The organism is Jiangella aurantiaca (assembly GCF_004349105.1).
GTDB lineage: Bacteria > Actinomycetota > Actinomycetes > Jiangellales > Jiangellaceae > Jiangella > Jiangella aurantiaca.
The window spans coordinates 150,882-173,575 of the sequence record NZ_SMLB01000009.1 but is presented as its reverse complement, the minus strand read 5'-3'; the positions used below and the strand labels follow the sequence as shown (position 1 = coordinate 173,575).

General features: G+C 73.5%; 19 protein-coding genes. 7 read left to right on the top strand and 12 right to left on the bottom strand.

Annotation, left to right across the window (positions count from 1 at the left end):
• Position 1 precedes the first annotated feature (1 nt).
• Both E1262_RS09875 and dacB read right to left on the bottom strand, forming a co-directional pair.
• Complete coding sequence (locus E1262_RS09875) at positions 2-1,114, bottom strand: zinc-dependent metalloprotease (RefSeq protein ID WP_203453717.1); 1,113 nt, start codon at positions 1,112-1,114, stop codon at positions 2-4.
• 233 nt (positions 1,115-1,347) lie between these two features.
• Positions 1,348-2,703, bottom strand: a complete 1,356-nt coding sequence (gene dacB, locus E1262_RS09870) for a D-alanyl-D-alanine carboxypeptidase/D-alanyl-D-alanine endopeptidase (protein ID WP_132102953.1) — start codon at positions 2,701-2,703, stop codon at positions 1,348-1,350.
• Positions 2,704-2,797: 94 nt separating this feature from the next.
• Here dacB and E1262_RS09865 point away from each other — a divergent pair, with 94 nt between their 5' ends.
• Positions 2,798-3,292: an inorganic diphosphatase gene (locus E1262_RS09865; RefSeq protein WP_132102952.1), complete on the top strand. Its 495-nt coding sequence runs from the start codon at positions 2,798-2,800 to the stop codon at positions 3,290-3,292.
• Positions 3,293-3,316: 24 nt separating this feature from the next.
• Here the strand turns inward: E1262_RS09865 and E1262_RS31295 are convergent, their stop codons facing one another.
• Positions 3,317-4,675, bottom strand: coding sequence for a C40 family peptidase (locus E1262_RS31295; RefSeq protein WP_132102951.1), 1,359 nt, complete (start codon positions 4,673-4,675; stop codon positions 3,317-3,319).
• Positions 4,676-4,909: 234 nt separating this feature from the next.
• Positions 4,910-5,380 carry an Lrp/AsnC family transcriptional regulator gene (locus tag E1262_RS09855; RefSeq protein WP_132102950.1) on the bottom strand — a complete coding sequence of 157 codons (471 nt, stop codon included), beginning with the start codon at positions 5,378-5,380 and terminating at the stop codon, positions 4,910-4,912.
• A 212-nt stretch (positions 5,381-5,592) separates the two neighbouring features.
• Here E1262_RS09855 and ddaH point away from each other — a divergent pair, with 212 nt between their 5' ends.
• The 6 genes from ddaH to E1262_RS09830 all read left to right on the top strand — a co-directional run bounded on the left by ddaH (position 5,593) and on the right by E1262_RS09830 (position 11,904).
• Positions 5,593-6,390 carry a dimethylargininase gene (ddaH, locus tag E1262_RS09850; protein WP_132102974.1) on the top strand — a complete coding sequence of 266 codons (798 nt, stop codon included), beginning with the start codon at positions 5,593-5,595 and terminating at the stop codon, positions 6,388-6,390.
• Between the two features lie 62 nt (positions 6,391-6,452).
• Positions 6,453-7,670, top strand: a complete 1,218-nt coding sequence (rocD, locus tag E1262_RS09845; protein WP_132102973.1) for an ornithine--oxo-acid transaminase — start codon at positions 6,453-6,455, stop codon at positions 7,668-7,670.
• A 54-nt stretch (positions 7,671-7,724) separates the two neighbouring features.
• On the top strand, positions 7,725-7,901 hold the full coding sequence (locus tag E1262_RS30255; RefSeq protein ID WP_162605846.1) for a hypothetical protein: 177 nt from the start codon (positions 7,725-7,727) through the stop codon (positions 7,899-7,901).
• 25 nt (positions 7,902-7,926) lie between these two features.
• Positions 7,927-10,203: a S8 family peptidase gene (locus E1262_RS09840; RefSeq protein WP_132102949.1), complete on the top strand. Its 2,277-nt coding sequence runs from the start codon at positions 7,927-7,929 to the stop codon at positions 10,201-10,203.
• Between the two features lie 37 nt (positions 10,204-10,240).
• The gene (locus E1262_RS09835; protein WP_132102948.1) at positions 10,241-11,392 is read left to right on the top strand and encodes a hypothetical protein; all 1,152 of its coding nucleotides are present in this window, start codon (positions 10,241-10,243) and stop codon (positions 11,390-11,392) included.
• Positions 11,389-11,904, top strand: a complete 516-nt coding sequence (locus E1262_RS09830; RefSeq protein WP_132102947.1) for a hypothetical protein — start codon at positions 11,389-11,391, stop codon at positions 11,902-11,904. The genes E1262_RS09835 and E1262_RS09830 overlap by 4 nt, the downstream gene beginning before the upstream one ends.
• On the opposite strand, the gene E1262_RS09825 is transcribed toward E1262_RS09830, so the two are convergent.
• The 8 genes from E1262_RS09825 to E1262_RS09790 all read right to left on the bottom strand — a co-directional run bounded on the left by E1262_RS09825 (position 11,850) and on the right by E1262_RS09790 (position 22,611).
• Positions 11,850-12,566 carry a sirohydrochlorin chelatase gene (locus E1262_RS09825; protein WP_238992888.1) on the bottom strand — a complete coding sequence of 239 codons (717 nt, stop codon included), beginning with the start codon at positions 12,564-12,566 and terminating at the stop codon, positions 11,850-11,852. The two genes, E1262_RS09830 and E1262_RS09825, sit on opposite strands and share 55 nt — an antisense overlap.
• A 107-nt stretch (positions 12,567-12,673) precedes the next feature.
• Complete coding sequence (gene cobA, locus E1262_RS09820) at positions 12,674-13,396, bottom strand: uroporphyrinogen-III C-methyltransferase (protein WP_132102945.1); 723 nt, start codon at positions 13,394-13,396, stop codon at positions 12,674-12,676.
• Positions 13,393-14,523, bottom strand: coding sequence for a uroporphyrinogen-III synthase (locus tag E1262_RS09815; protein ID WP_132102972.1), 1,131 nt, complete (start codon positions 14,521-14,523; stop codon positions 13,393-13,395). Before E1262_RS09815 ends, cobA begins: the two co-directional genes overlap by 4 nt.
• A gap of 38 nt (positions 14,524-14,561) precedes the next feature.
• Positions 14,562-14,903 (bottom strand): nitrite reductase small subunit NirD, encoded by a 342-nt coding sequence (gene nirD / locus E1262_RS09810; protein ID WP_132102944.1) that lies wholly within the window; start codon positions 14,901-14,903, stop codon positions 14,562-14,564.
• Positions 14,900-17,416, bottom strand: a complete 2,517-nt coding sequence (gene nirB, locus E1262_RS09805; RefSeq protein WP_132102943.1) for a nitrite reductase large subunit NirB — start codon at positions 17,414-17,416, stop codon at positions 14,900-14,902. Before nirB ends, nirD begins: the two co-directional genes overlap by 4 nt.
• A complete protein-coding gene (locus tag E1262_RS09800; protein WP_132102942.1) occupies positions 17,413-18,894 on the bottom strand; it encodes an FAD-dependent oxidoreductase in 1,482 nt (493 codons plus the stop codon). The genes nirB and E1262_RS09800 overlap by 4 nt, the downstream gene beginning before the upstream one ends.
• Positions 18,891-21,080: a molybdopterin oxidoreductase family protein gene (locus E1262_RS09795; protein ID WP_132102941.1), complete on the bottom strand. Its 2,190-nt coding sequence runs from the start codon at positions 21,078-21,080 to the stop codon at positions 18,891-18,893. The genes E1262_RS09800 and E1262_RS09795 overlap by 4 nt, the downstream gene beginning before the upstream one ends.
• Before the next feature lie 94 nt (positions 21,081-21,174).
• Complete coding sequence (locus E1262_RS09790) at positions 21,175-22,611, bottom strand: MFS transporter (RefSeq protein ID WP_132102940.1); 1,437 nt, start codon at positions 22,609-22,611, stop codon at positions 21,175-21,177.
• Positions 22,612-22,694 lie beyond the last annotated feature (83 nt).

The following is a 22,694-nucleotide window of genomic DNA, read 5'->3' as shown; positions in this document are numbered from 1 at the left end:
GTCAGGCGCCGTCGCGGCCGAGCGCGGGAGTGCCGTGCACCCGGCGCACCCAGGCGACGGGGTCGGCGATCTCGTCCTTGGTCGGCAGCGTGGCGGACGACTCCCAGATGCGGTTGAACCCCGCCATGCCGACGCGGTCGACGACGGCGTTCACGAACGCGGCGCCGTCGCGGTACTGGCGCATCTTGGCGTCGAGGCCGAGCAGCCGGCGGATCGTGCGGTCGAGCCCGACCGACGAGTAGCGGCGGCGCTGGAACCGGCGCCGGATGGTCTCGACGGACGGGATCACCTCGGGGCCGACGCCGTCCATGACGACGTCGGCGTGCCCTTCGAGCAGCGACATGAACGCCGTCACGCGATCGATGACGGCCTTCTGGGCCGGGGTCTGGACGAGGTCGAGGATCGAGCCGGTGCGGTCGCCGGACCGGGCGCTCTCGCTGAGCGAGCGGACGGCGTCGCGGGCGCGGGTCAGGAACGCGCCCGGGTCGACGTCGGTGGCCTCGACGAACGCCTCGATCTCGCCGGCCAGGTGGTCGCGCAGCCACGGGACGGCGGTGAACTGCACCCGGTGGGTCTCTTCGTGCAGCGTGACCCACAGGCGGAAGTCGTGCGGGTCGACGCCCAGCTCGCGCTCGACGTGGACGATGTTCGGCGCGACCAGCAGCAGCCGGCCCTGCGCGCCGTCGTCGGGGCCCCCGACCCGGCCGGACCAGAACGGGTCGAACTGGCCGAGCACCTTGCTGGCCAGGAACGCCAGCAGCGCACCGGTCTGCAGCCCGGTGACCTTCGGGCCGACCCGCTGGAACGGGCTGCGGTCGCGGCCCTTCTGCAGCTTGCGCTGCAGCGGCGCGATGATCGTGCGCATGCTCTGGGCGTTGGCCCGGGCCCAGTTGCCGCGGTCGACCACCACCAGCGGTGCGTATCCGAGCGAGGCGTCGAGGCCGGTGAAGCCCTTGACGTGGGCCTCGGCCTCAGCGGCGAGCCGGCGCAGTTCGGCCACGGCGTCGCGGGCCTCGGCGTTGGTGACCACCGGCCCGGGACCGGCCAGTCGTTGGGCCGTCGCGACCGCGAGGTCCCAGTCGACCATGTCGGGAACGGCGTCAGCGGTCGTCATCAACACTCCTCACGTCTCGGGCCGTGCATGTGGGACTCATTCACTCGGTCGTCGCCGGTATGCACGGGCCCTCCACACGCGTCCACGCTACGTCACCGATCGCCGGGCTGCCTCAGGCACACGGAGTCGTCGGGCCGGGCAAGCTCCTGTACGGCCACCCTTTCCTGCGCCTCGCACCGACGATATCGAGGAGGCCTCCGGCCCCCTCTCACCGCCGGTCTTGCCCGGCCCTCCTAGGCACAGCCACAGCCGGCCAGCGCCGCCGCGATGTCGTCCAGCGCCTCCCGCGCCTCCAGCGTGTTGCCGACGTCGTCGGCGAGTACCGCGAACGCGTAGCCGACCCCGTCGGCGGCGACCACCACGCCGGCCAGCGCGCTGACGCCGGTGAGCGTGCCGGTCTTGGCCCGAACCAGTCCGGCCGCGGACGAGTCGCCGAACCGGTCCGCGAGCGTGCCGGTGAACGAGGCGACCGGCAGCCCGGTGACGACGGCGCGCAGCTCCGGGTGGTCCGGACCTGCGGCCAGGGCCAGCGTCTCGGTGATCAGCGTGGCCGGGACCGCGCTGCCGCGGGCCAGCCCGCTGCCGTCGAGCAGCGTCGCGCCGGACGCGTCCAGGCCGACGTCGGTGAGCGCCTGCACGACCGCCGGACCGGCGTCGGCGGACGTGCCGGCCGCGCCGGACGCGATGGCCACGTGCCGGGCGAGCACCTCGGCGCCGTCGTTGTCGCTGGTGGTGAGGATGTCCTCGACGATGGTGGCGAGCGGCGCGGACGCGACGGCGGCCAGCTCGGCGCCGTCGGCCGGTGCGGCGGCCTCGGCCGGGCCACCGTCGACGGCGATGCCCTGAGCGCTCAGCAGGTCGGCGAACTCCGCGGCCGCGTCGAGCGCCGGGTCGGCGGGGCGGTCCTGGATGTCCGCGGCGAGCGCCGAGGTCGGCGAGACGACGTTGGGGACGTAGCCGGGGCTCCAGTCCGGGTCGACCGCCGGCCCGCTGAACAGCGAGGCGTCGTAGGACAGTGTCACCGTCGTGATGCCGGCGTCGGTGAGCGCCTGCGCCGTCGCCGCGGCGAGGTCGGCGACCCGGGTGCCGCTGCCATCGGCGTCCGCCGTGAGCGTGGGGTCGCCGCCACCCACGAGCGTGATGGCGGACGGGTCCGGCCCGCCGACCACCCGGGTGGTGAACGTGTGGTCCGGGCCGAGCGCGTGGAGGGCGGCGGCGCCGGTGAGGATCTTCAGCGTGCTGGCCGGGGTGTGCGGGTCGTCGCCGGCGACCTCGTAGGACGAGGCGCCGGTGGCGAGGTTCACGACGCTGACGCCGACCCGTCCGCCGAGCCCCGCGGCGCCGAGCGTGGGCCCGAGCACCTCGCCGACGGCGGGCTCACCCATCGTGCCCGCGGCGGCCGGATCGGCCAGCACGCCCGGCGCGGGCGACCAGTCCGGCGCGGGGGCCGGCTCCGGGCGGAACAGCGACGTCCCGGCCGTCGGCGCGGCGTCGATCCAGGGCAGCCCGGCCGTGCGCTCGAGCACGACCCCGGCGCCGGCGGCGACCACGACGGCGCAGCCGGCCACGATTCCGGCGCGCCTCCACATCGTCGCCCTCCTCACCTGTTGACACGGCCGACATCACCGTACGGGAGACTGGATCCGACCAGCACATCGGGACGCTTGGGAGAAGGACTTACAGGTGGAGTTCGACGTCACCATCGAGATACCGGCGGGGAGCCGGAACAAATACGAAATGGACCACGAGACCGGCCGCATCAAACTCGACCGCCGGCTCTTCACGTCGACCCGCTACCCCCACGACTACGGGTTCATCGACGACACGCTCGGCCTCGACGGCGACCCGCTCGACGCCCTCGTGCTCATCGAGGAGCCGACCTTCCCGGGCTGCCTCATCCGTTGCCGCGCCATCGGCATGTTCCGGATGAAGGACGAGGCCGGCGGCGACGACAAGGTGCTCTGCGTGCCGGCCGCCGACCCGCGGAAGGTCACCCTCCAGGACATCGACGACGTACCGGAGTTCGACCGCCTGGAGATCCAGCACTTCTTCGAGGTCTACAAGGACCTCGAGCCGGGCAAGTCGGTGGAGGGCGCCACGTGGGTCGACCGCGCCGCCGCCGAGGACGAGATCAAGGCCTCCCGCCAGCGCCTGATCGAGTCCGGCGGCGCCCACTGACGCGGCGCGCCGGCGCCCGGCGCGTCAGACGCGGCCGTAGAACGACGGGTCGACCCAGTAGAGAACGTTCTGGACCTCGACGTCCTTGCCCGGCCGCGGCGCGTGGATCATCTGCCCGCCGCCGATGTACAGGCCCACGTGGTACACGCCGGAGGCCTCGCCGTTGTCAGACCAGAAGATGAGGTCGCCGGGGCGCAGGTCGGAGTACGAGACGCGGTCGACCCGCTGCGCCTGCGCGACGCTCCAGTGCGGCAGGTCGACGCCGCCGGCCTCCCACGCCCGCATGGTGAGGCCGGAGCAGTCGAAGCTGTCCGGGCCGTCCGCGCCCCACTCGTACGGCTTGCCGAGCTGGGCGAACGCGTAGTCGACGGCGGCCTGGGCGCCGCCGGACGGCGGATCGGGCTGCTCGGGCTCCTCCGGCTCCTCGGTCGGCTCCGGCGACGGCTCGACGGTGGGCTGCGGCGGCTCGGGCGGTGGCGTCGGCTCGGCCGTCGGCTCCGGCGGCGTGCTCGGCTCGGTCGTCGGCTGCGGCGGGGCGGTCGGCTCGACCGGAACGGTCGGGTCGTCGGGCGGGGCGAGGGACGGCTCGCCGGTCGGCGCGGGCGGCTCCGGCTCGGTCTGGTCCTGCTCCGCCTGCTCCTGCTCGGCCTGCTCCTGCTCGGCCGCCAGGGCCTCCTGGCGCTGCCGCTCCAGCGCGATGGTGGTGCCGCGGGCGACGGCGAGCTGGGCGATCGCGGCGGCCCGCTGCTCCTCGACGGCGGCGACGGCCTGCTCCTGCCCGGCGACGGCGGCCTCGGCCGCCGCCCGGGCCGCGTCGGCCTGCTCAGCGGCCGCCGTCCGCTCCGCCAGCGCGGTCTCCGCCTGCGCCGCCGCGTCGTCGGCGTCTTGCCGAGCGTCGCGGGCCCGCCGCGCGATGGTCGCCTGCGAGCGGGTGACGGCGCGCAGCGCACCGATGCCCTCGTACAGCGCCTGGCCGTCGTCGGCGCCGAGCACCATGCCGACGCCGGCCAGCTGGCCGCCCTGACTGTAGGTCGCCGCGGCCATCCGGCCCAGCTGGATGCGGGCCTGCTCGGCCTCCGCCGCGCGCTGCCGGGCGGTCTCGCGGGCCGTCCGTTCCGCCTCGGTGGCCTGCTCGAGCAGCACCCGGGCGCCGTTGTACGCCTCGATCGCCTTGGCCGCCTCGATGTACAGTGCGTCGACCTGCGCCGTCAGTTCGGCCAGCCGAGCCTCGAGCGCGGCGACGTCACCGGCGGCGGCCGCCTCGGCGTCGCGGGCGTCCTGGATGTCGGACTCGCTGGGAACGGCCGGGTCGGCGAAGGCCGGCCCGACTACGCCGGCTGCCAGCGCGGTGGCGCACATGCCCGCCACGATCCCCTTGCGCATTCTGACAACCTCCCCCGTACCTGGCGTCCCACGAAGCACAGTAACCAATGAAGTCACCCCAGGGAACAGGAATCACAACAATTTCAGCAGTCACACGGCGTGTCGCCTTGACTAACCACACCCGTGTAATTCCACACCGCCCAGAAGTTGATCTTGGAGTAACTGGGGTATCAATCGGACATTTCGCCCCGCAACTGCCCGGTTACTCCAAGATCAACTGCTGGGTGGAGGGGGTCAGCCGGCGGGCTCCACGTCGGTCCGCGGGGCCTGCACGCGGCGGAGCAGCGGCGACAGCACCAGCACGCTGCGAGTCCGGGCGACGAACGGCTCGGCGGAGATTTCCGTCAGCACCCGCTCGAAGTGCTGCATGCTTCCCGCGAAGACGTGCAGCAGAGCGTCGGCGTCGCCCGTGACCATGAACGCCTCGACGACCTCCGGGTAGGTCTGCACGCGCCGGGCGATCTGCTCACCCGTCGTGCGCGGGTTGCAGAACAGCTCGACGTACGCCTCGGTGCTCCAGCCGATCTCGGCCGGCTCGACCCGGACGGTGAACCCGGTGACGACGCCGCGGGCGCGCAGCCGGTCGACACGGCGCTTCACCGCGGGCGCGGACAGGCTGACCTTCGCGCCGATGGCGCCGTAGCTCGCCCGGCCGTCGGCCATGAGGACCCGGATGATCCGCTCGTCCAGCGCGTCGAGTGTCATGGGTGGATCGTCCCCGTTCCGCCCGCCTGGCGCAACGAATCGCCGTCAGGCCGAGAACTGACGCAACGTTTCGCCTCCATACGCGCAACGGAACGATATCGATCGCTGCCAGGGCGTCGCTCTACCTTTCTGCTGTGACCGTGAACGACGCCACGGAGCTCACCCGGCTCCCACCGCCCGGCCACCGCGTCGCGACGACCCGCGACTTCGTGATGTGCCGCCCCGACCACTTCGCCGTGCACTACTCGATCAACGTCTGGATGGATCCGTCCCGGCCGGTGGACCGCGACCGCGCGCTGGCCCAGTGGGAGGAGCTACGCGCGACGTACGAGCGGCTCGGCCACCACGTGCACCTGCTCGACCCGCGGCCCGGGCTGCCGGACATGGTGTTCGCGGCGAACGGGGCGTTCGTGGTCGGCGACCGCGCGCTGGGCGCCCGGTTCCGCGAGCTGGTCCGCGCTGACGAGGCTCCGGCGCACCGGTCCTGGCTCGAAGGCGTCGGCGTCGCCGTCACCGAGCCGGTCGCCGTCAACGAGGGCGAGGGCGACTTCGCCTGGGCGGGCGGCCGGATCCTCGCCGGCGCCGGGTTCCGGTCCGACCCAGCCGCGCACGCCGAGCTGGCCGCCGTCTTCGGCGTCCCCGTCGTGCCGCTGGAGCTGGTCGACCCGCGCTTCTACCACCTCGACACCGCGCTGGCCGTGCTCGACCGGCACACCATCGCGTACTACCCGCCGGCGTTCGCTCCGGGCAGCCAGGAGGTCGTGGCCACGCTGTTCCCCGAGGCGATCGTCGCCAGCGAAGCCGACGCACTGGTGCTCGGGCTGAACGCCGTCAGCGACGGCAGGCACGTCGTGCTCGCCGCGCAGGCGCGCGAGCTGGCCGACGCCGTCACCCGGGCCGGCTTCGAGCCGATCCCCGTCGACGTGTCCGAGCTGTTGAAGGCCGGTGGCGGCGTCAAATGCGCCACCCTGGAACTGCACGCCCCGTCCATCGCTGAGGAGCTCTCATGACGATCGTGGACCGCGAGGTCGCTGGCGGCGGCGAGTCGCGCAAGGCAAAAGGGGATCAGACGATGCAGACCACCCGCACCCAGGACGCGATCGCACTCGTCGAGAGCAGCACCGCGCACAACTACCACCCGCTGCCTGTGGTCGTCGCCGAGGCCGAGGGCGCGTGGGTCACCGACGTCGAGGGCCGGCGCTACCTCGACTTCCTCGCGGCGTACTCGGCGGTGAACTTCGGCCACCGCAACCCCGAGATCGTCGCCGCCGTCAAGGCGCAGCTGGACCGCGTCACGCTGACCAGCCGCGCTTTCCACCACGACGTGCTCGGGCCGTTCGCTCGCGAGCTGGCCGACCTCGCGGGCAAGGAGCTCGTACTGCCGATGAACACCGGCGCCGAGGCGGTCGAGACCGGGCTGAAGGTGGCGCGCAAGTGGGGCTACGAGGTCAAGGGCGTGCCGGAGGACCAGGCGACGGTCATCGTCGCGGAGGGCAACTTCCACGGCCGCACCATCAGCGTCGTCAGCTTCTCCACCGACCCGGTCGCACGGACCCACTTCGGCCCGTTCACGCCGGGCTTCCGGGTGGTGCCGTACGGCGACCCAGCCGGGCTCGAGGCGGCGATCGACGATACGACGGTGGCCGTGCTGGTCGAGCCGGTCCAGGGCGAGGCCGGCGTCGTCGTGCCGCCGAACGGCTACCTGGCCGACGTTCGCCGGCTGTGCGACGAGCACCAGATGTTGTTCGTGGCCGACGAGATCCAGTCCGGACTCGGCCGCACCGGCACCACGTTCGCCTGCGAGCACGAGGGCGTCGTGCCCGACCTCTACCTGCTCGGCAAGGCGCTGGGCGGCGGCGTCGTCCCGGTGTCGGCGGTGGTCGGCAACCACGACGTCCTCGGCGTCATCCACCCCGGCGAGCACGGCAGCACGTTCGGCGGCAACCCCCTGGCCTGCGCGGCCGGGCGCGCCGTCGTCGCGATGCTGTCGACCGGCGAGTGGCAGCGGGCCGCGGTCGAGCTCGGCGCGCACCTGCACGCGCGCCTCGGCGAGCTGATGGGACGGAGTGTGGTCGAGGTCCGCGGCCGCGGGCTGTGGGCCGGCGTCGACATCAACCCGGAGCTGATGAGCGGCCGCGAGGCGTGCGAGGCGCTGCTGGGCGAGGGCATCCTGGTCAAGGACACCCACGGCTCGACGATCCGCTTCGCACCGCCGCTGGTGGTCACCCGCGACGAGATCGACCTCGCGGTCGACGCGCTGTCCCGGGTACTGGCGGCGAGAGGGGTGTGACGGCCGCGCGTGGCGCGTCATCTGCCGGACACCTGACGGGCGTACGGTGACCGGGTGCCGAAGAAGCCCGACGACGAGGTCACCGTTCTCCGCGTCAACCCCGCCGTGTGGGCGCAGGCCCTGAAAGCGGCCGACGGTGACGCCCGACGCATCGAGATCCGCGGCGAGTTCGATGTCGTCGTGCACAACGAGCCTCTGCCACCGGGAGAGCGGGTCAACCGTCAGGCGTGACCCGGCCTGTGTAGTGTGACCGGCCGTGAAGCGCGGGGTGCTCTGGACAGTCGCCGGTGTGTGCGTCGTCATCGTCGCCGTGGTCGCGATCGTACTGATCACCAGGGACGACGGTGACACTCCCAGCACCGTGGCGCTCGCCGACGAGCAGCGGGCGCTGCTGGACTCCGCCGTGCCGAGCCCGGACTGCCCGGACGAGCCGGCCGCCGCGCCGGACGACGACTCCCTGGTTGCGCTGGACGTGCTGCGGGTGGACGAGCAGGACTGCCTGGTGGCGTCCACCGAGTACCTGCCGCCCGACGAGGTCGAGGCGCGGCGCGCGGAACTGATGGCCGAGGACGGCATCGTCGCCGCCGGCGTGGTCGGCGAGGTCGCCGTCGACGCGGAGGACGACCGCCGCGACGACCAGTGGCCGCTGGACCGGCTGGGCGCCGAGGTGGGCTCGCCGGACCTGCCCTGGCCGGACGGCGACGACGCCGTGCTGGCGGTCCTCGACAGCGGCATCGACGAGACGCACCCGGACCTCGGCGACGCCGTCGTCGAGCGCCGCCACTACCCCGGTGAGGGCAAGCACGACGCGAACGGTCACGGCACCCACGTCGCCGGGATCGCGGCCGCCCGGCGCGACAACGGCGGCATCATCGGGGTCGCGCCGCGGGTGAGCGTGCTCGACGTGCCGGTGCGGCTGAAGGACGCCAACGAGAACGGGCCGAGCTGGCCGACCGGCCTCGCCTGGGCCGTCAACCACGGCGCCGACGCGGTCAACATGTCCTTCGGCGGGCCGATCCCGGCGGAACCGGACGTCGAGCAGGCCCACGGCCTGGAGGTCGCGGCGGCGGCGGTGTACTTCGCCGTCAGCAACGACGTGGTCGTGGTCGCGTCCGGCGGCAACTGCGGGCCGTCGCCGCTCACCGACTGCGACAATGACAACCAGCGGCAGAACCCGGCCTCGCTGCCCGGCGTGATCGCCGTCGGCGCGGTCCAGGAGGACTTCGACCTGGCCGGGTACTCGACCCGGAACGAGGACATCGACCTCGTCGCACCCGGCGGCGGCGACCTGATGACCACCGTGCTCTCCACGTACCCCGGTGGTGGGCACAAGGGGATCCAGGGCACGTCCCAGGCCGCGCCGCATGTGGCCGCCGCGGCCGCGCTGATCCGGGGCGCCGCGCCCGAGGCATCCGGCGACGCCATCGGGCAGGCGTTGCTCGACACCGCCGACCTCGATCTGCTGGACGAGGGCGACCGCGAGGGACCCGGCGTCGGCCACGGCTTCCTGGACATCACCGGCGCGCTGGACCAGGTCCTGGCCGGCCTGCCGCCCGCGATGACGCCGGCGGAGCGCACCCACGCGGTGTTCGTCCGCGACGACGAGCTGGTCGCCTTCGACGGGGCGCAACTCGTACCGGTCCTGACGCTCGACCCGGGTGCGGAGGTGCGCTGGGTCGACTGGGCCGCCGACGGGTCCCTGCTGGTGGGCGTCGTCGGCGGTGAGCTGTTCGCCTGGGACGGGTCCGAGCTGGTCGAGACGGCGTGCGGCTGGTGCTCCGAGAGCCGGGGTGCGTTCCTCGAGGACGTCCACGTCGACGGCGCGACCGGCGACTTCATCGTCGGCATGGACTACACGGGCGCGATGACCTGGTATGACGTAGCGACACTGGAAGAGGCCGCCGCGACGACGCCGGCCTTCCCGGCCGACGCCGTCGGCACGAAGACGCTGCTCGGCGCGGTGGGCGGGCAGCTGTTGGTGCACGAGTCCGGCGGCGCGCAGGCGTCCGAGCGGGTATGGCTGCTCGATCCGGCGTCCGGCGCCGCCGAGCTGTCCGCCGACGTCATGGGCTCACCGCAGGCGCCGATCGCCGCCGCCGCCGAGGGCGAGCAGGTCGCCGTCGTGACCGGCTACGGCGCGTGCAGTGCCGAGGTCACAGTGCTCGAGTCCGCCGGCCTGACCGAGCTCGCGGTGGCCCCGGTGCCCGAGGACCTGATCGTCGAGGAGATGTTCTTCAACGGCGAGGCGCTCTACGCGACGCTGGCGCAGACGGCCAGCAACTGCTCCGCCCTCCAGCCGGGCGGGCTGTGGCGGCTCGACGGCGGGCAGTGGCAGCAGCTCTCCGAGGACACCGCCGCCGCCCGGCCACTGGAGGGCATCGAGGACGCCGTCGAGCAGAGCTGGCTGATCGCCTATCCGGGCCTGGCCGCGTTCGACCCGCCGCTCGCCGACGGCCCGTCGCCCGAGGAGCTCGGTGCCGTCACGGACGGCCCCTGGGCCACGCCCACCCGCACCGAGGTTCCGTGGCCGTAGCTGTCACAGGGTCGGTCCGGCGGCAGCTTTCGGTGGTGTGAGCGGGTCGGGCCAGAGCGTGCTGCGCCAGGCGGTGGAGTCGCTGCTGCGCGCCCGCGCCGACGCCGAGCGCGGCCTCGACGAGCTGACCGCCCGGGTCGCGAAGGCCGCGGTGCGACCGGCCGAGACCGCGCGGGCCGGGCGACACCCGCTCGCCCGCCGCGCCGGCGACGACGCCGCCGCCCTTGCCGGCGCTATCCCCGACGAGCTGGCCGCGCTGTCGACCGCCACCCGCACGGCCATCGCCACCGAGGTGCACGCCCTGCTCGACCTCCTCGCCGTGAACCATCACCAGTTGCCGCCGCTGCCGCCCCTGGACGCCCGGCCGCTCTCGGTGCCTGGCGCCACAGGATTCCTGACGGCCTTCCCTGAAGGCTTCGCCCGCTCGTACGTGGCGACCGTGCTCGGCGACCTGTCCAGCGGCCGCACCACGTCCAAGGCCGAGGCGTCCGCCCACCCCGGCGCTCAGCAGGCGGCCATCGATGCCGCCCGCGACCAGATCGTCGCCGCGGTCGCACCGGAGCACCGCGAGCGAGTGCGGGAGTGGTTGTCGCATCCCGACTGTCATGCGGTCGAGGTCCACGGGCCCCAGGTGAGTGACCGCGACCTCGAGTTCCGCGCCGGCTGGACCCGCCCGCCGGATCACGGCACCGAAGGCGCCGACAAGTGGCGCGTCCGCCCCGACGACGGAAAGGTCATCTCGAAACACCGGCCAGGCGCGGAGGCGAGCCGATTCAACTCCCCGGCGGCGTTCGCTCGCCCACTCGGCCTCCTGCTGGCACACGCCGACCAGTACCCAGGTGGCCTCGAACAGCTCCTCGCCGATCACGCCGACGACGGAGCGGTCGCCTTCTTCCTACCGGCGGCCACCACCGACCTACGCCCGGGCGACACCTTCGGCTATCGGGGCGCCGGTACCGGCACGGCCGAGGCCGCGAGCGACTGGGTCCGTGTCCGCGCCGCCGCCATGGGCAAGGATGGCGAATGTGCACCGCCAGTTCGGGCCCTGACCTACGATCCGGTCACCGACGGTTCCGACCCGGGAGTTCGAGTGGTCTTCAAGGAGGGAACGAACGGCTGGGTCATGACCACGTACTATCCGTCAACAGCACCTGGACCCGACAACGTACGCCTGGAGTACCCCACGTGATCCCACGGACGAAGGCCTTCTCCAGGTACATCGGGACCTGGTTCGACACCACCGACTCCGCCGACATGTACATCGAGGCCTGTGAGCGGGCCCCGAAGCGGCTCGCCGAGGATGCCGACGGCAGCTTCCACGCCATCCGCGACGAGTTCGCCGCGCACATCCGGGATTCGTCGAATCCACCCCTGCGTGGCTCGACCCAGTGGGTGACTGACGAGTGGTATCGGAGCATCTGGTACGACGTGTTCGGACCCGAGGCACCCCCAGGCGATCCGTATCCGGTCCCGGCCGAGGACTGGGGATCCACCCGGGTGACCACGTACATGATCTACGCCGTGAACGACGAGGAAGAGGCTATGAGCGACGGGGCGCCGGAGTGGCTGGCCGCCCGCGGTCTCGTCGCCGAGGACGTGTACGACGCCATTTCCAGCGCGACGCTCCGGCGGCCGGAGCCGGACGGCTACGCCGGCCACCTGCGTCGCCTGACCGAAGCCGGCCTTCGCGAGGAGCGGTAGCGGTCGGCGATCAGCTCGGCCACCAGCGGGTGCGGCCCGATCGGCGGGGCGACGACATCGGCGCCGACGGAGTCGAGGCGTTGCTGGAACAGCCCGGGCGCCAGCAGGTAGGACGCCACACCGACGGTCGAGTGGCCGGCGGCGCGCAGGGATGTCACCGCCTCGGGCACGGACGGCGAGGCCGTCGTCACATAGCCGGCCACGACCGGCCGGCCGAGCGACGACGCGAGCAGGGACTCAGCCGTCGAGACTTCCGCCAGCGCCGACGCATCGGAAGAGCCCGCCGCCGCCAGCACGACGGCGTCAGGTAGCCCGTCCGGCGACGACGACCGCAGCCGCTCCTCGACCGCCGCCACGACCGCCGCGTCCGGACCGAGCGCCGGCGTCACGACCGCCCGTCCGCCGTCGGCCGCCACGGCCGACGGTACGTCCACCCGCACGTGGTACCCGGACGCCAGGAACATCGGCACCACGACCGGGCGCACCCCGTGCGGCACCGACTCCAGCACCGACTCCAAGGTCGGCGAGATCACGTCCACATACGCCACCCGCACGTCCACGCCGGGCAGCAGCCCGCGCACGCGGTCGAGCAGCGCCGCCAGGACGACGGGGCCTTCGGGGGCGCGGGTTCCGTGCGCCACCGCCACGAGTACATCGGTCACGGAACTAGTCTCGCTCGACGCCGGCTCGCCGGAGTTCGTACGGTCCAACGTGACGCCCGTCGACCGTCCGCCGGCCGCGCCCGCGGCACCCGCGGCTGACCGGCCGGTCATGACGCGAGCAGGTCGCGCAACGCCACCACGTCGCCCACGACCACGACGGCGGGCGGCTCGATCCCGTCCGCCGCACCGTCCACCGTGTCCAGCGTCGCGACGACGACCCGCGCCGCGCTGTCCGCGACGACGGCGACCGGCGTGCTGCCGCGCCGGCCACCGCGCACCAACCGCGAAGCGATCGCCGCCAGGTGCGTCACGCCCATGAGCACGACGATCGTGCCGGTCCCGGCCGCCAGCCGGTCCCAGTCCACCGTCGACTCCGGAGAGTCCGGGTGGGCGTGCCCGCTGACGATCGTCACCTCCTGGGTCACACCGCGCTGGGTTACCGGGATGCCGGCCAGCGCCGGGACGGCGACCGCGCTGGTCACGCCGGGCACCACTTCGTACGGGACGCCGGCCGCGGCGCATGCGTGCGCCTCCTCGCCGCCGCGGCCGAAGACGTACGGGTCGCCGCCCTTGAGCCGGACGACCCGCAGCCCTCGGCGGGCGCGGTCCAGCATGAGCGCCTCGATCTCCCGCTGGCTGCGCCGGTGCTTGTGCGGTTCCTTGCCGACGTCGACGATCTCGACGTCCGGGCGCAGCGCGTCCAGCAGCGACCGCGGCGCCAGGCGGTCCACGAGCACGACGTCGGCCTGCTTGAGCAGGTCGAACCCGCGCAGTGTGAGCAGCCCCGGATCGCCCGGTCCCCCGCCGACGATCGCGACATGACCCGTCATGAGGACCCCCCGTACTTCACCGATCCGGCGGCCTCGGGTTCGTAGGCCAGCCGGTAGCCGCGTTTCACCACCGTCTGCACGACCCGCGCCCCGACGGCGCCGCGCAGCCGCGTGACCGCCATCTCGACGGCGTGCTCGTCGCTGCCGCCGCCGGGCAGGACGGCGAGCAGCTCGGCCCGCGACACGACGACGCCCGGACGACGAGCCAGCTCGGCCAGCACGGCCATCGGCCCGGGCGGCAGCTCACGCGCGACCCCGTCGACGACGACGGCGTGCCCGCGCAGCTGGACGGCGTGCCCGGCGACCCGCAGCGTGCGGCAGCGGGCCGGCAGCTCGGCGACGATCTCGCGGACCAGCGCGCCGAGCCGGGACCGCGCCGGCTGCACCGTCGCGATCCCCATCCGCTCCAGCCGCGCCCCGGTCACCGGGCCCACGCAGGCGGGCACCACCGACGATTGCAGCGCTGCCTCGACCTCGGACGAGAGTCCCATCGACGCCGCGAGCGACAGCAGGCTGGCCACCGCCGGCGCGCTCGTGAACACGACGCAGTCGACCTGCCGCGCCGCGACCGCCTCGACCAGCCGGCCCAGCGGCGCGACGTCGTCCGGCGGCACCCACCGGTACACCGGCACCGCGACCACCACGGCTCCGGCCGCTTCCAGCGCGTCGGTGAAGTCCGGCAGCGGCTCGCCGTGCAGCTGGACGGCGATCCGCTTGCCGGCGAGATCCTGCGCCAGCAGGTGCTCCAGTACCTCCGCCGACGACTCCGACGGCGGCGACCAGTCGTCGGACAGCCCGGCCGCCCGGATAGCGCCGCGCGCCTTGGGCCCGCGCGCCAGCAGCGTCGCTGACCCCAGCCGCTCCAGCAGCCGTTCGCCCATGCCCCAGCCGTCGGCCGCCTCCATCCAGCCACGGAAGCCGATACCCGTGGTCGCGACGGCGATGTCGATCGGCAGCTCGATGCAGGTGCGGGTCGCGGCCAGCAGCTCGGCGTCGTCGTCCAGCGGCACGATCCGGATCGCCGGCGCCTGCACGACCCGGGCGCCGCGCCGCTCCAGCAGCGCACCCAGCTCCTCCCGGCGACGGGCGGCGGTCACCGCGACGGTGAAGCCCTCCAGCGGCAGCATCCCGGCCCCCACGCCCGCCGCGGCCGACGACGCGACGGTCACGGCACCGCCACCTCGACGTCGCCGTCGCGCACCCGCACCTCGTACACCGGCACGGCGACGCCGGGCTCATCCAGGCACTCCCCGGTGACTAGGGAGAACACCTGCTTGTGCATCGGCGACGCGACGGTCGGGACCGCGCCGCGCGACCCCACGATGCCGCGCGACAGCACGTACGCGTCACTGAACGGATCGCGGTTGGCCAGCGCGAACAGCGCGCCGTCGTGCGTGCGGAAGATCGCCACCTGCTCGCCGCCGACCAGCGCCGCCACCCCGCGTTCGGGCAGCAGCCGGTCGAAGCGGCAGACGACGGTCCACGCGCGGACGTCGAGAACGGTCATCGGCGCACCACCTCCAGGGTCGGCCCGGCCACGACCGGAGCGCCGTCGGCCGGGCGGATCTGCCCCCGCTCGGTGACGAACCGGATGCTCGGGTCGGGGGCTTCGGGAGCGTTGACGAACGACACGAACCGGCTGAGCTTCTCCTCGTCGTCGAGGACCGCCGCCCACTCGTCGGTGTAGGAGCCGGCGTGCCGGTCCATCGCCGCCTCCAGGTCGGCGCACACGCCGAGCTCGTCCTCGACGAGGACACGGTGCAGGTAGGCCAGCCCGTCGCCGTGCTCCTCGGTGAGCGCCTCGATCCAGGCGGCCGTCCGCTGCAGCCGGTCGGCCGTGCGGACGTAGAACATCAGGAACCGGTCGACAAGCCGCACCAGCTCGGCGTCGGACAAGTCGGACGCGAACAGCTCCGCGTGCCGCGGCCGGAATCCGCCGTTACCGCCGACGTAGAGGTTCCAGCCGTTCTCCGACGCGATGACGCCGACGTCCTTGCTGCGGGCCTCGGCACACTCGCGGGCGCACCCGGAGACGCCGGCCTTGATCTTGTGCGGCGCCCGCAGCCCGCGATAGCGCAGCTCCAGCATGATCGCCAGCGACGTGGAGTCCTGCACGCCGTATCGGCACCAGGTCGAGCCGACGCACGACTTCACCGTGCGCAGCGCCTTGCCGTACGCGTGCCCGGATTCGAACCCGGCGTCGACCAGCCGCTTCCAGATCGCCGGCAGCTGCTCCACCCTGGCGCCCAGCAGGTCGATCCGCTGCCCGCCGGTGATCTTGGAGTAGAGGCCGAAGTCACGGGCCACCTCGCCGATCGCGATCAGTCCCTCCGGCGTCAGCTCGCCGCCAGGCACCCGCGGCACGACTGAATACGTGCCGTTGCGCTGGATGTTGGCCAGGAAGGCGTCGTTGGTGTCCTGCAGCGCCGCCTGCTCGCCGTCCAGGATGTGCCCGGAGCCGAGGCTGGCCAGGATCGACGCGATCGCCGGCTTGCAGATGTCGCAGCCGCGGCCGCGGCCGTGCCGGGCGATGATCTCACTGAACGTGCGCAGCCCGGTGACGCGCACGATGTCGAACAGCTCGGCCCGGCCGACGTCGAAGTGCTCGCACAGCGCCGGGTTGGCCTCGACGCCGGACTGGGTGAGCAGCGTCTTCAGCAGCGGGACGCAGCTGCCGCAGACGGTACCGGCGCGGGTGCAGGCCTTGATCGACGCGACGTCCGCGCAGCCCTCGTCGTGGATCGCCGACCGGATCGCACCGGCGCTGACGTTCTGGCACGAGCACACCTGCGCGTCGTCGCCGAGGTCCGATGTCGACGGCCCGGCCAGCAGCAGCTTCTCCGGGGTGTCGGTGAGCGGCTGCCCGACCATCGTCCGCAGCGCCGCGTACGCAGACGCGTCGCCGACCAGCACGCCGCCGAGCAGCCGTGACGCGTCGTCGGTGACGACCAGCTTCTTGTAGACGCCGCCGACGGGGTCGGCGTAGACCACCTCGAGGGCGTCCGCGGTCGCCGCGTGCGCGTCGCCGAAGCTGGCGACGTCCACGCCGAGCAGCTTGAGCTTCGTGGACATGTCGGCCTCGAGGAACGCCGCGTCGCCGCCGAGCAGCCGGTCGGCCACCACCTCGGCCATCTCGTAGCCGGGCGCGACCAGCCCGTACACACGGCCGCCGGCCAGCGCACATTCGCCGATCGCCCAGATGGAGGGGTCCGACGTCCGGCACGCCTCGTCGACGACGATGCCGCCGCGCTCCCCTACCGCCAGCCCCGCCGCACGCGCCAGCTCGTCCCGCGGCCGGATGCCGGCGGAGAACACCACCAGCCCGGTGTCCAGGGACGACCCGTCGGCGAACGACATCCGCAGGCCACCGTCGACGGCGGCGATCCGCTCGGTCGCGGTGTCCAGCCGGGCCGCAAGGCCGAGCTCCTCGACCTTGCGGCGCAGCACCTCGCCGCCGCCCTGGTCGACCTGGGCCGGCATCAGGCGCGGCGCGAACTCGACGACGCTGGCCGACAGGCCGAGCGAGAGCAACGCGTTCGCCGCCTCCAGCCCGAGCAGCCCGCCACCGATCACCACGCCGCTCGCCACGTGACCGGCGCGGTCGCGGATCGCGTCGAGGTCGTCGATGGTCCGGTAGACGAAGCAGCCGTCCAGGTCCGCGCCCGGGACCGGCGGGACGAACGGCCGCGAGCCGGTGGCCAGGACCAGCGCGTCGTACGGGACGACCCGCCCGGCCGAGGTCTCGACGACGCGAGCGTCCCGGTCGATCCGCGTCACCGCCTCGCCGAGCACCAGTTCGCTGTCGCCGTCGTAGCACCCGTCCGGCACCAGCCCGAGCTCCGCCTCGGTCGTCCCGGTGAGGTACGACGTCAGCGCGACCCGGTCGTACGCGGGCCGGGGCTCCTCGCCCAGGACGGTGATCCGCCACCGCCGCTCGGGGTCGCGCTGCCGGACCGCCTCGACCAGGCGCTGCCCGACCATGCCGTTGCCGACGACGACGAGCTGACGTTGTGTGGTCATGCGGGTACCTCCACGGTCGATCGGGACGCGAGCAGCGCCGCGACGTCGGACCGGCAGCCGCCGCAGCCGGTGGTGGCGCGGGTGGTGGCCGCGATCTCGGCGACGGTGTCCGCGCCGGCCTCGCAGGCGGCCCGGACGCGGCCGGCGGTGACGCCGTTGCACCGGCAGACGGTGTGGTCGTCGGGCAGGTCGGCGGGGTCCAGCGCGGCGCCCGCGTCGACAACGCCGGGGAAGATCAGCGCCCGCCGGTCGGCCGGCACCGGCGCCGCTCGGTCGAACAGCTGGGTGACGGCGCCGACGGTCTCCGGGCCGCCGAGCATGATCGCGCCGGTGACGCGTTCGTCGCGGATCACGACCTTCTGGTACGTCCCGCGGGCCGGGTCGGCGAACCGCAGGACCTCCAGGCCCTCCTCGTCGTCGGAGAGCTCGTCGACGTCCGTCTCGCCCATCGCCGCGAGGTCGACGTCGGCCGCCTTGAGCCGGGTGACGACGGGCGAGCCGCGGTACCGCTCCGGCCCGCCGGTGAGCACGTCCGCCAGCACCGCCGCCTGCTCCCAGGCCGGCGCGACCAGCCCGTACACCTGGCCGTCGTACTGGGCGCACTCGCCGATCGCGTGGATCGCCGGGTCGGTCACCGACGTCATGGTGTCGTCCACCACGATCGCCCGCTCCACCTCAAGCCGGGCGGCCGCGGCCAGACCGGTGTTGGGCCGGACGCCGCAGGCCACGACGACCAGGTCGGCCGGCAGCCGGGTGCCGTCGTCCAGCCGCATCCCGCGCCCGCCGCCGCCCCAGCCGTCGGTGAACCGGACCGCCTGCGCGTTGAGCCGCGTCCGGACGCCCAGGGACCGCAGCGTCCGGGCCAGCACCCGCCCGGCGTCCAGGTCGAGCTGTCGTTCCATCAGCCGGTCCGCCGGGTGCACGACCTCGACGTCGACGCCACGGCCGGCCAGCCCGCGGGCCGCCTCCAGTCCGAGGAGCCCGCCGCCCAGCACGACCGCGTAGCGCACCCGGTCCAGCCGGGCCAGCATCGTCCGGCAGTCGCCCAGCGTGCGGAAGACGACGACGTCGCGGTCCAGCTCGCCGTCGTCGGCGACCAGCCCGTCGATCGGCGGCACCCACGGCCGGCTGCCGGTGGCCAGCACCAGGTGGTCGTAGGGGACGTGCTCGCCGGCGGTCGTCAGGACGCGGCGGTGCCGGCGGTCGATCGCGGCCACCTCGACGCCGGTCCGCAGCTCGACGTCCTCGGCGGCGTACCAGGCCGACGGCACCGTCTCGATCTCCGCTGGGGTCAACGAGCCGGCCAGCACCGATGACAGCAGCACCCGGTTGTACGCGGCCTCCGGCTCGGCGCCGAGGACCGTGACCTCGAATCGCCGGGACAGGTCGCGGGCGCGCAGCTCCTGCACGAACCGGGCGCCGGCCATGCCGTGTCCCACGACGACGATGCGCGGCGCGACATCAGTCGGTCGGCTCATGCGGCGCTGCCTCCTTCGCTCCAGTCGGCAGTCGGTCTCGACCGACGGCTCGGCGAGACCTCCGGCCCCGTGTCGCCGTCGGTGCCGCATGAGCCTCCCTGGGAGACCACCACCCGCTCCAGCCGGACCGCACACACCTTGAACTCCGGCATCCGCGATATCGGGTCCAGCGCCGGGTTCGTCACCCGGTTCACCGCCTGCTCGCCGCCCCAGTGGAACGGCATGAACACGGTGTCCGGCCGGATCGTCGTGGTCAGCCGGACCCGTCCGACGGCGTCGCCGCGACGGCTGACCACCCGCACGAGGTCGCCGTCGGCCAGTCCGGACCGGCCCGCGAGGTCGGGGTGGATCTCGACGTGCGGCTCGGTCACCGCGGCGGCCAGCGCCGGGACCCGGCGAGTCTGCGCGCCGCTCTGGTACTGCTGCAGCACCCGGCCGGTGGTGAGGTAGACGGGGTGGTCGGCGTCGACGTCCTCGGCCGGCGGCCGGTGCTCGACGGCGACGAACCGGGCCCGGCCGTCGGGCGTCGGGAAGCCGTCGGCGAACAGGCGCGGCGTCCCCGGATGCGTGTCCGACGGGCACGGCCAGAACACGCCGCCCTCGGCGTCGATGCGGTCCCAGCTGATGCCGGCGTAGTCGGCGATGCCGCCGGCGCTGGCCCGGCGCAGCTCGTCGAAGACGGTCTCCGGGTCTGCGCTGAACCGGTCGCCGCGGCCCAGTCGGTCCGCGAGCGCCGTCAGCATCTCCAGCTCTGAGCGCACGCCGGGCGGCGGGGCGACGGCGCGGCGCCGGCGGATCACCCGGCCCTCCAGGTTGGTCATCGTGCCGTCCTCCTCGGCCCACTGGGTGACCGGCAGGACGACGTCGGCCAGCGCGGCGGTCTCGGACATGACGACGTCGCAGACGACCAGCGTGTCCAGCGCCGCCAGGCGTTCGACGACCCGGCGGCCGCGTGGCGACGACACCGCGAGGTTGGTGCCGTGGACGAGCAGCGTCCGCGGCCCGCCGTCGGCGCCGAGGCTCTCGATCAGCTCGTACGCCGACGGCCCCGGCCCAGGCAGCTCGTCGGGGTCCACGCCCCAGACCCCGGCGACGTGCGCCCGGGCAGCCGGGTCGTCGATCTTCCGGTAGCCGGGCAGCTGGTCCGCCTTCTGCCCGTGTTCGCGGCCGCCCTGCCCGTTGCCCTGGCCGGTGATGCAGCCGAAACCGCTGTGGGGCTTTCCCGGCAGGCCGAGTGCGAGCGTCAGGTTGATCAGCGCGGTGACGGTGTCGGTGCCCTTGCTCTGCTGCTCCGCGCCGCGCGCGGTGAGGACGACGGCGCCCCGGCCGCGCGCCCCGGCGGCGAGCTGGGCGACAGTCGCCCGCTGCGCCAGGACCGACACCCCGGTGACCCGCTCGACCCGTTCCGGCCACCACTGCGCGGCCGCCCGCCAGGTCTCTTCGAACCCCGTCGTCCGGTCCTGGATGTAGGCGCGGTCGGCGTGCCCGTCGGCGACGGCGATGTGCAGGAGCCCGAGCGCCAGCGCCAGGTCGGTGCCCGGCATGACCGGCAGGTGCAGCGTGGCCCGCTCGACGGTGGCGGTGCGGCGCGGGTCGGCGATGATCAGCGACCCGCCCCGGTCCACGACGGCGGCGAGGTGCTGCACGAACGGCGGCATCGTCTCGGCGACGTTGCCGCCGGCGATCAGGACGGCGCCGGTCTCGGCCAGGTCGGGCAGCGGGAACGGCAGCCCGCGGTCGATGCCGAACGCCCGGTTGGACGCGGCCGCGGCCGACGACATGCAGTACCGGCCGTTGTAGTCGATGTTCTTCGTACGCAACGCGACCCGGGCGAACTTGCCCAGCTGGTAGGCCTTCTCGTTGGTCAGCCCGCCGCCGCCCAGGACGGCGACGGCGTCCCGGCCGTGCGCGCGCTGGGTGTCGCGGATGCGCCCGGCGACGATCTCCAGCGCCTCGTCCCAGGTCGCCTCCCGGAACGGCCCCGACCGGCCGTCGCGCAGCAGCGGCGTCGTCAGCCGTTCCGGGGAGCCGAGCAGGTCGGCCGCCGTCCAGCCCTTCTGGCACAGTCCGCCGCGGTTGGTCGGGAAGTCGCGCGGGCCCACGGTGACCCGGCCGCCGGCGTCCGCCGTCAGCGTCATCGCGCACTGCAAGGCGCAGTACGCACAGTGCGTAGCCGTGGTGCCCATGCCCGCTACGGTGTGAAGCTGCGGTTTCCGGGCCGACTCCGGCACGTTACGCCCGCGATAAATGCCTCGCACTCGTATCCTCCGCGAACCGTGATCAGATGTCCGCGCCGGCCAGCGCCGAGCCTCGTCGGGCGTAGTTCCACCAGGTCAGCAGCACGCAGGTGACGTAGAAGCCGAGGAAGATCACGAACGCGGTGGCGACGGCGCCGGCTGGCACCCTGCCGTCGTTCACCAGCCCGAGCACGCCGAACGTCGCGACGATGACGAACCCGCCGAACGCCCCGACCGCCGACGACAGCCCGATGACGGCGGCCGCCTCGGTCCGGCCACGCGACAGGGCGGCAGCGCGGTCCCCGTCCCCCGTCTCCCGCAGCGCCTGCTGCTGGAAGATCATCGGGATCATCCGGAACGTCGACCCGTTGCCGATCCCGGTCGTCACGAAGACCAGCAGGAATGCGCCGAGGAACAGCGGCCACCGGGCGGCGTCGACCGCGACGATCACGACGACGGTGCCGGCGGCCATCGCCACGAAGTTCCAGAGCGTCACCCGGGCGCCGCCGACACGGTCGGCCAGCCAGCCGCCGAACGGCCGGGCCACCGATCCGACCAGCGCGCCGAGGAATGCGTAGTTCGCTGCCGGCACCTCCGGGAACTGCAGCTGGATGAGCAGCGGGAATGCCGACGAGTAGCCGATGAACGAGCCGAACGTGCCGATGTAGAGCCATGACACGATCCACGTGTGCTTGTGCCGCACGACGGTGATCTGCTCGCGGAACGTCGCCAGCGACACGGACAGGTTGTCCATGAAGAACCACGCGCAGGCCGCGGCGACGACGCCGAGTGCCGCCCACACCCACCCAGCCCGCGCCAGGTCCACCCCGGCGGCACTCGCGCCGACCAGCCCGAACAGCCCGCCGGCGCCGACGATCAGCGGCAGCCCGAGCTGGATCAGCGCGACGCCGATGTTGCCGCCGGCCGCGTTCAGCCCGAGCGCCAGTCCCTTGGAACGGTCCGGGTAGAAGAAGCTGATGTTGGTCATGCTGGACGCGAAGTTGCCGCCGCCGAACCCGGCGGTCGCCGCGATCAGCAGGAACGCCCAGTACGGCGTGCCGGGATTGCTGACCGCCACGGCCAGCAGCACCGTCGGGACGATCAGCAGGAGGCCGCTCACCACCGTCCAGTTCCGGCCACCGAACCGCGGGACGGCGAACGTGTACGGGATCCGCAGCACCGCGCCGACCAGGTTCGGCACCGCGACCAGGAAGAACATCTGCGCGGCGGTGAATCCGAAGCCGTAGTGCGCGACGAGCAGTGCCGACGAGATGCTCCACAGCGTCCACACCGAGAACGCGACGTTCTCGGCGAAGATCGAGAAGACCAGGTTGCGCCGGGCGATCCTGCGGCCGGTGCGCTGCCAGAACGTCTCGTCCTCCGGCTCCCAGTGATCGATCCAGCGCGAACCCCGGCGCCGTACCGCGAGCGGGGACGGTGCGGTGGTCTTGGCGGGTGCGAGCGTCGGCGTGTCGGTCATGACGTCCTCCGGATCGGGGTCTGACTCCACTGGCCGCCGACGCTAGGAACGCGCCATTACGGCGACGTCGCCCGTGCGGCGCG

What these genes read in the sequence shown, in the direction of transcription:
- nirD (WP_132102944.1), bottom strand. Translation starts at nt 14,903, where the DNA reads ATGACCGTTCTCGACGTCCGCGCGTGGACCGTCGTCTGCCGCTTCGAC.
- E1262_RS09795 (WP_132102941.1), bottom strand. Translation starts at nt 21,080, where the DNA reads ATGGGCACCACGGCTACGCACTGTGCGTACTGCGCCTTGCAGTGCGCG.
- E1262_RS09800 (WP_132102942.1), bottom strand. Translation starts at nt 18,894, where the DNA reads ATGAGCCGACCGACTGATGTCGCGCCGCGCATCGTCGTCGTGGGACAC.
- rocD (WP_132102973.1), top strand. Translation starts at nt 6,453, where the DNA reads ATGCAGACCACCCGCACCCAGGACGCGATCGCACTCGTCGAGAGCAGC.
- E1262_RS31295 (WP_132102951.1), bottom strand. Translation starts at nt 4,675, where the DNA reads ATGCGCAAGGGGATCGTGGCGGGCATGTGCGCCACCGCGCTGGCAGCC.
- E1262_RS09790 (WP_132102940.1), bottom strand. Translation starts at nt 22,611, where the DNA reads ATGACCGACACGCCGACGCTCGCACCCGCCAAGACCACCGCACCGTCC.
- dacB (WP_132102953.1), bottom strand. Translation starts at nt 2,703, where the DNA reads ATGTGGAGGCGCGCCGGAATCGTGGCCGGCTGCGCCGTCGTGGTCGCC.
- cobA (WP_132102945.1), bottom strand. Translation starts at nt 13,396, where the DNA reads ATGACGGGTCATGTCGCGATCGTCGGCGGGGGACCGGGCGATCCGGGG.
- nirB (WP_132102943.1), bottom strand. Translation starts at nt 17,416, where the DNA reads ATGACCACACAACGTCAGCTCGTCGTCGTCGGCAACGGCATGGTCGGG.
- ddaH (WP_132102974.1), top strand. Translation starts at nt 5,593, where the DNA reads ATGTGCCGCCCCGACCACTTCGCCGTGCACTACTCGATCAACGTCTGG.
- E1262_RS09815 (WP_132102972.1), bottom strand. Translation starts at nt 14,523, where the DNA reads ATGCTGCCGCTGGAGGGCTTCACCGTCGCGGTGACCGCCGCCCGTCGC.
- E1262_RS09875 (WP_203453717.1), bottom strand. Translation starts at nt 1,114, where the DNA reads ATGACGACCGCTGACGCCGTTCCCGACATGGTCGACTGGGACCTCGCG.
- E1262_RS09855 (WP_132102950.1), bottom strand. Translation starts at nt 5,380, where the DNA reads ATGACACTCGACGCGCTGGACGAGCGGATCATCCGGGTCCTCATGGCC.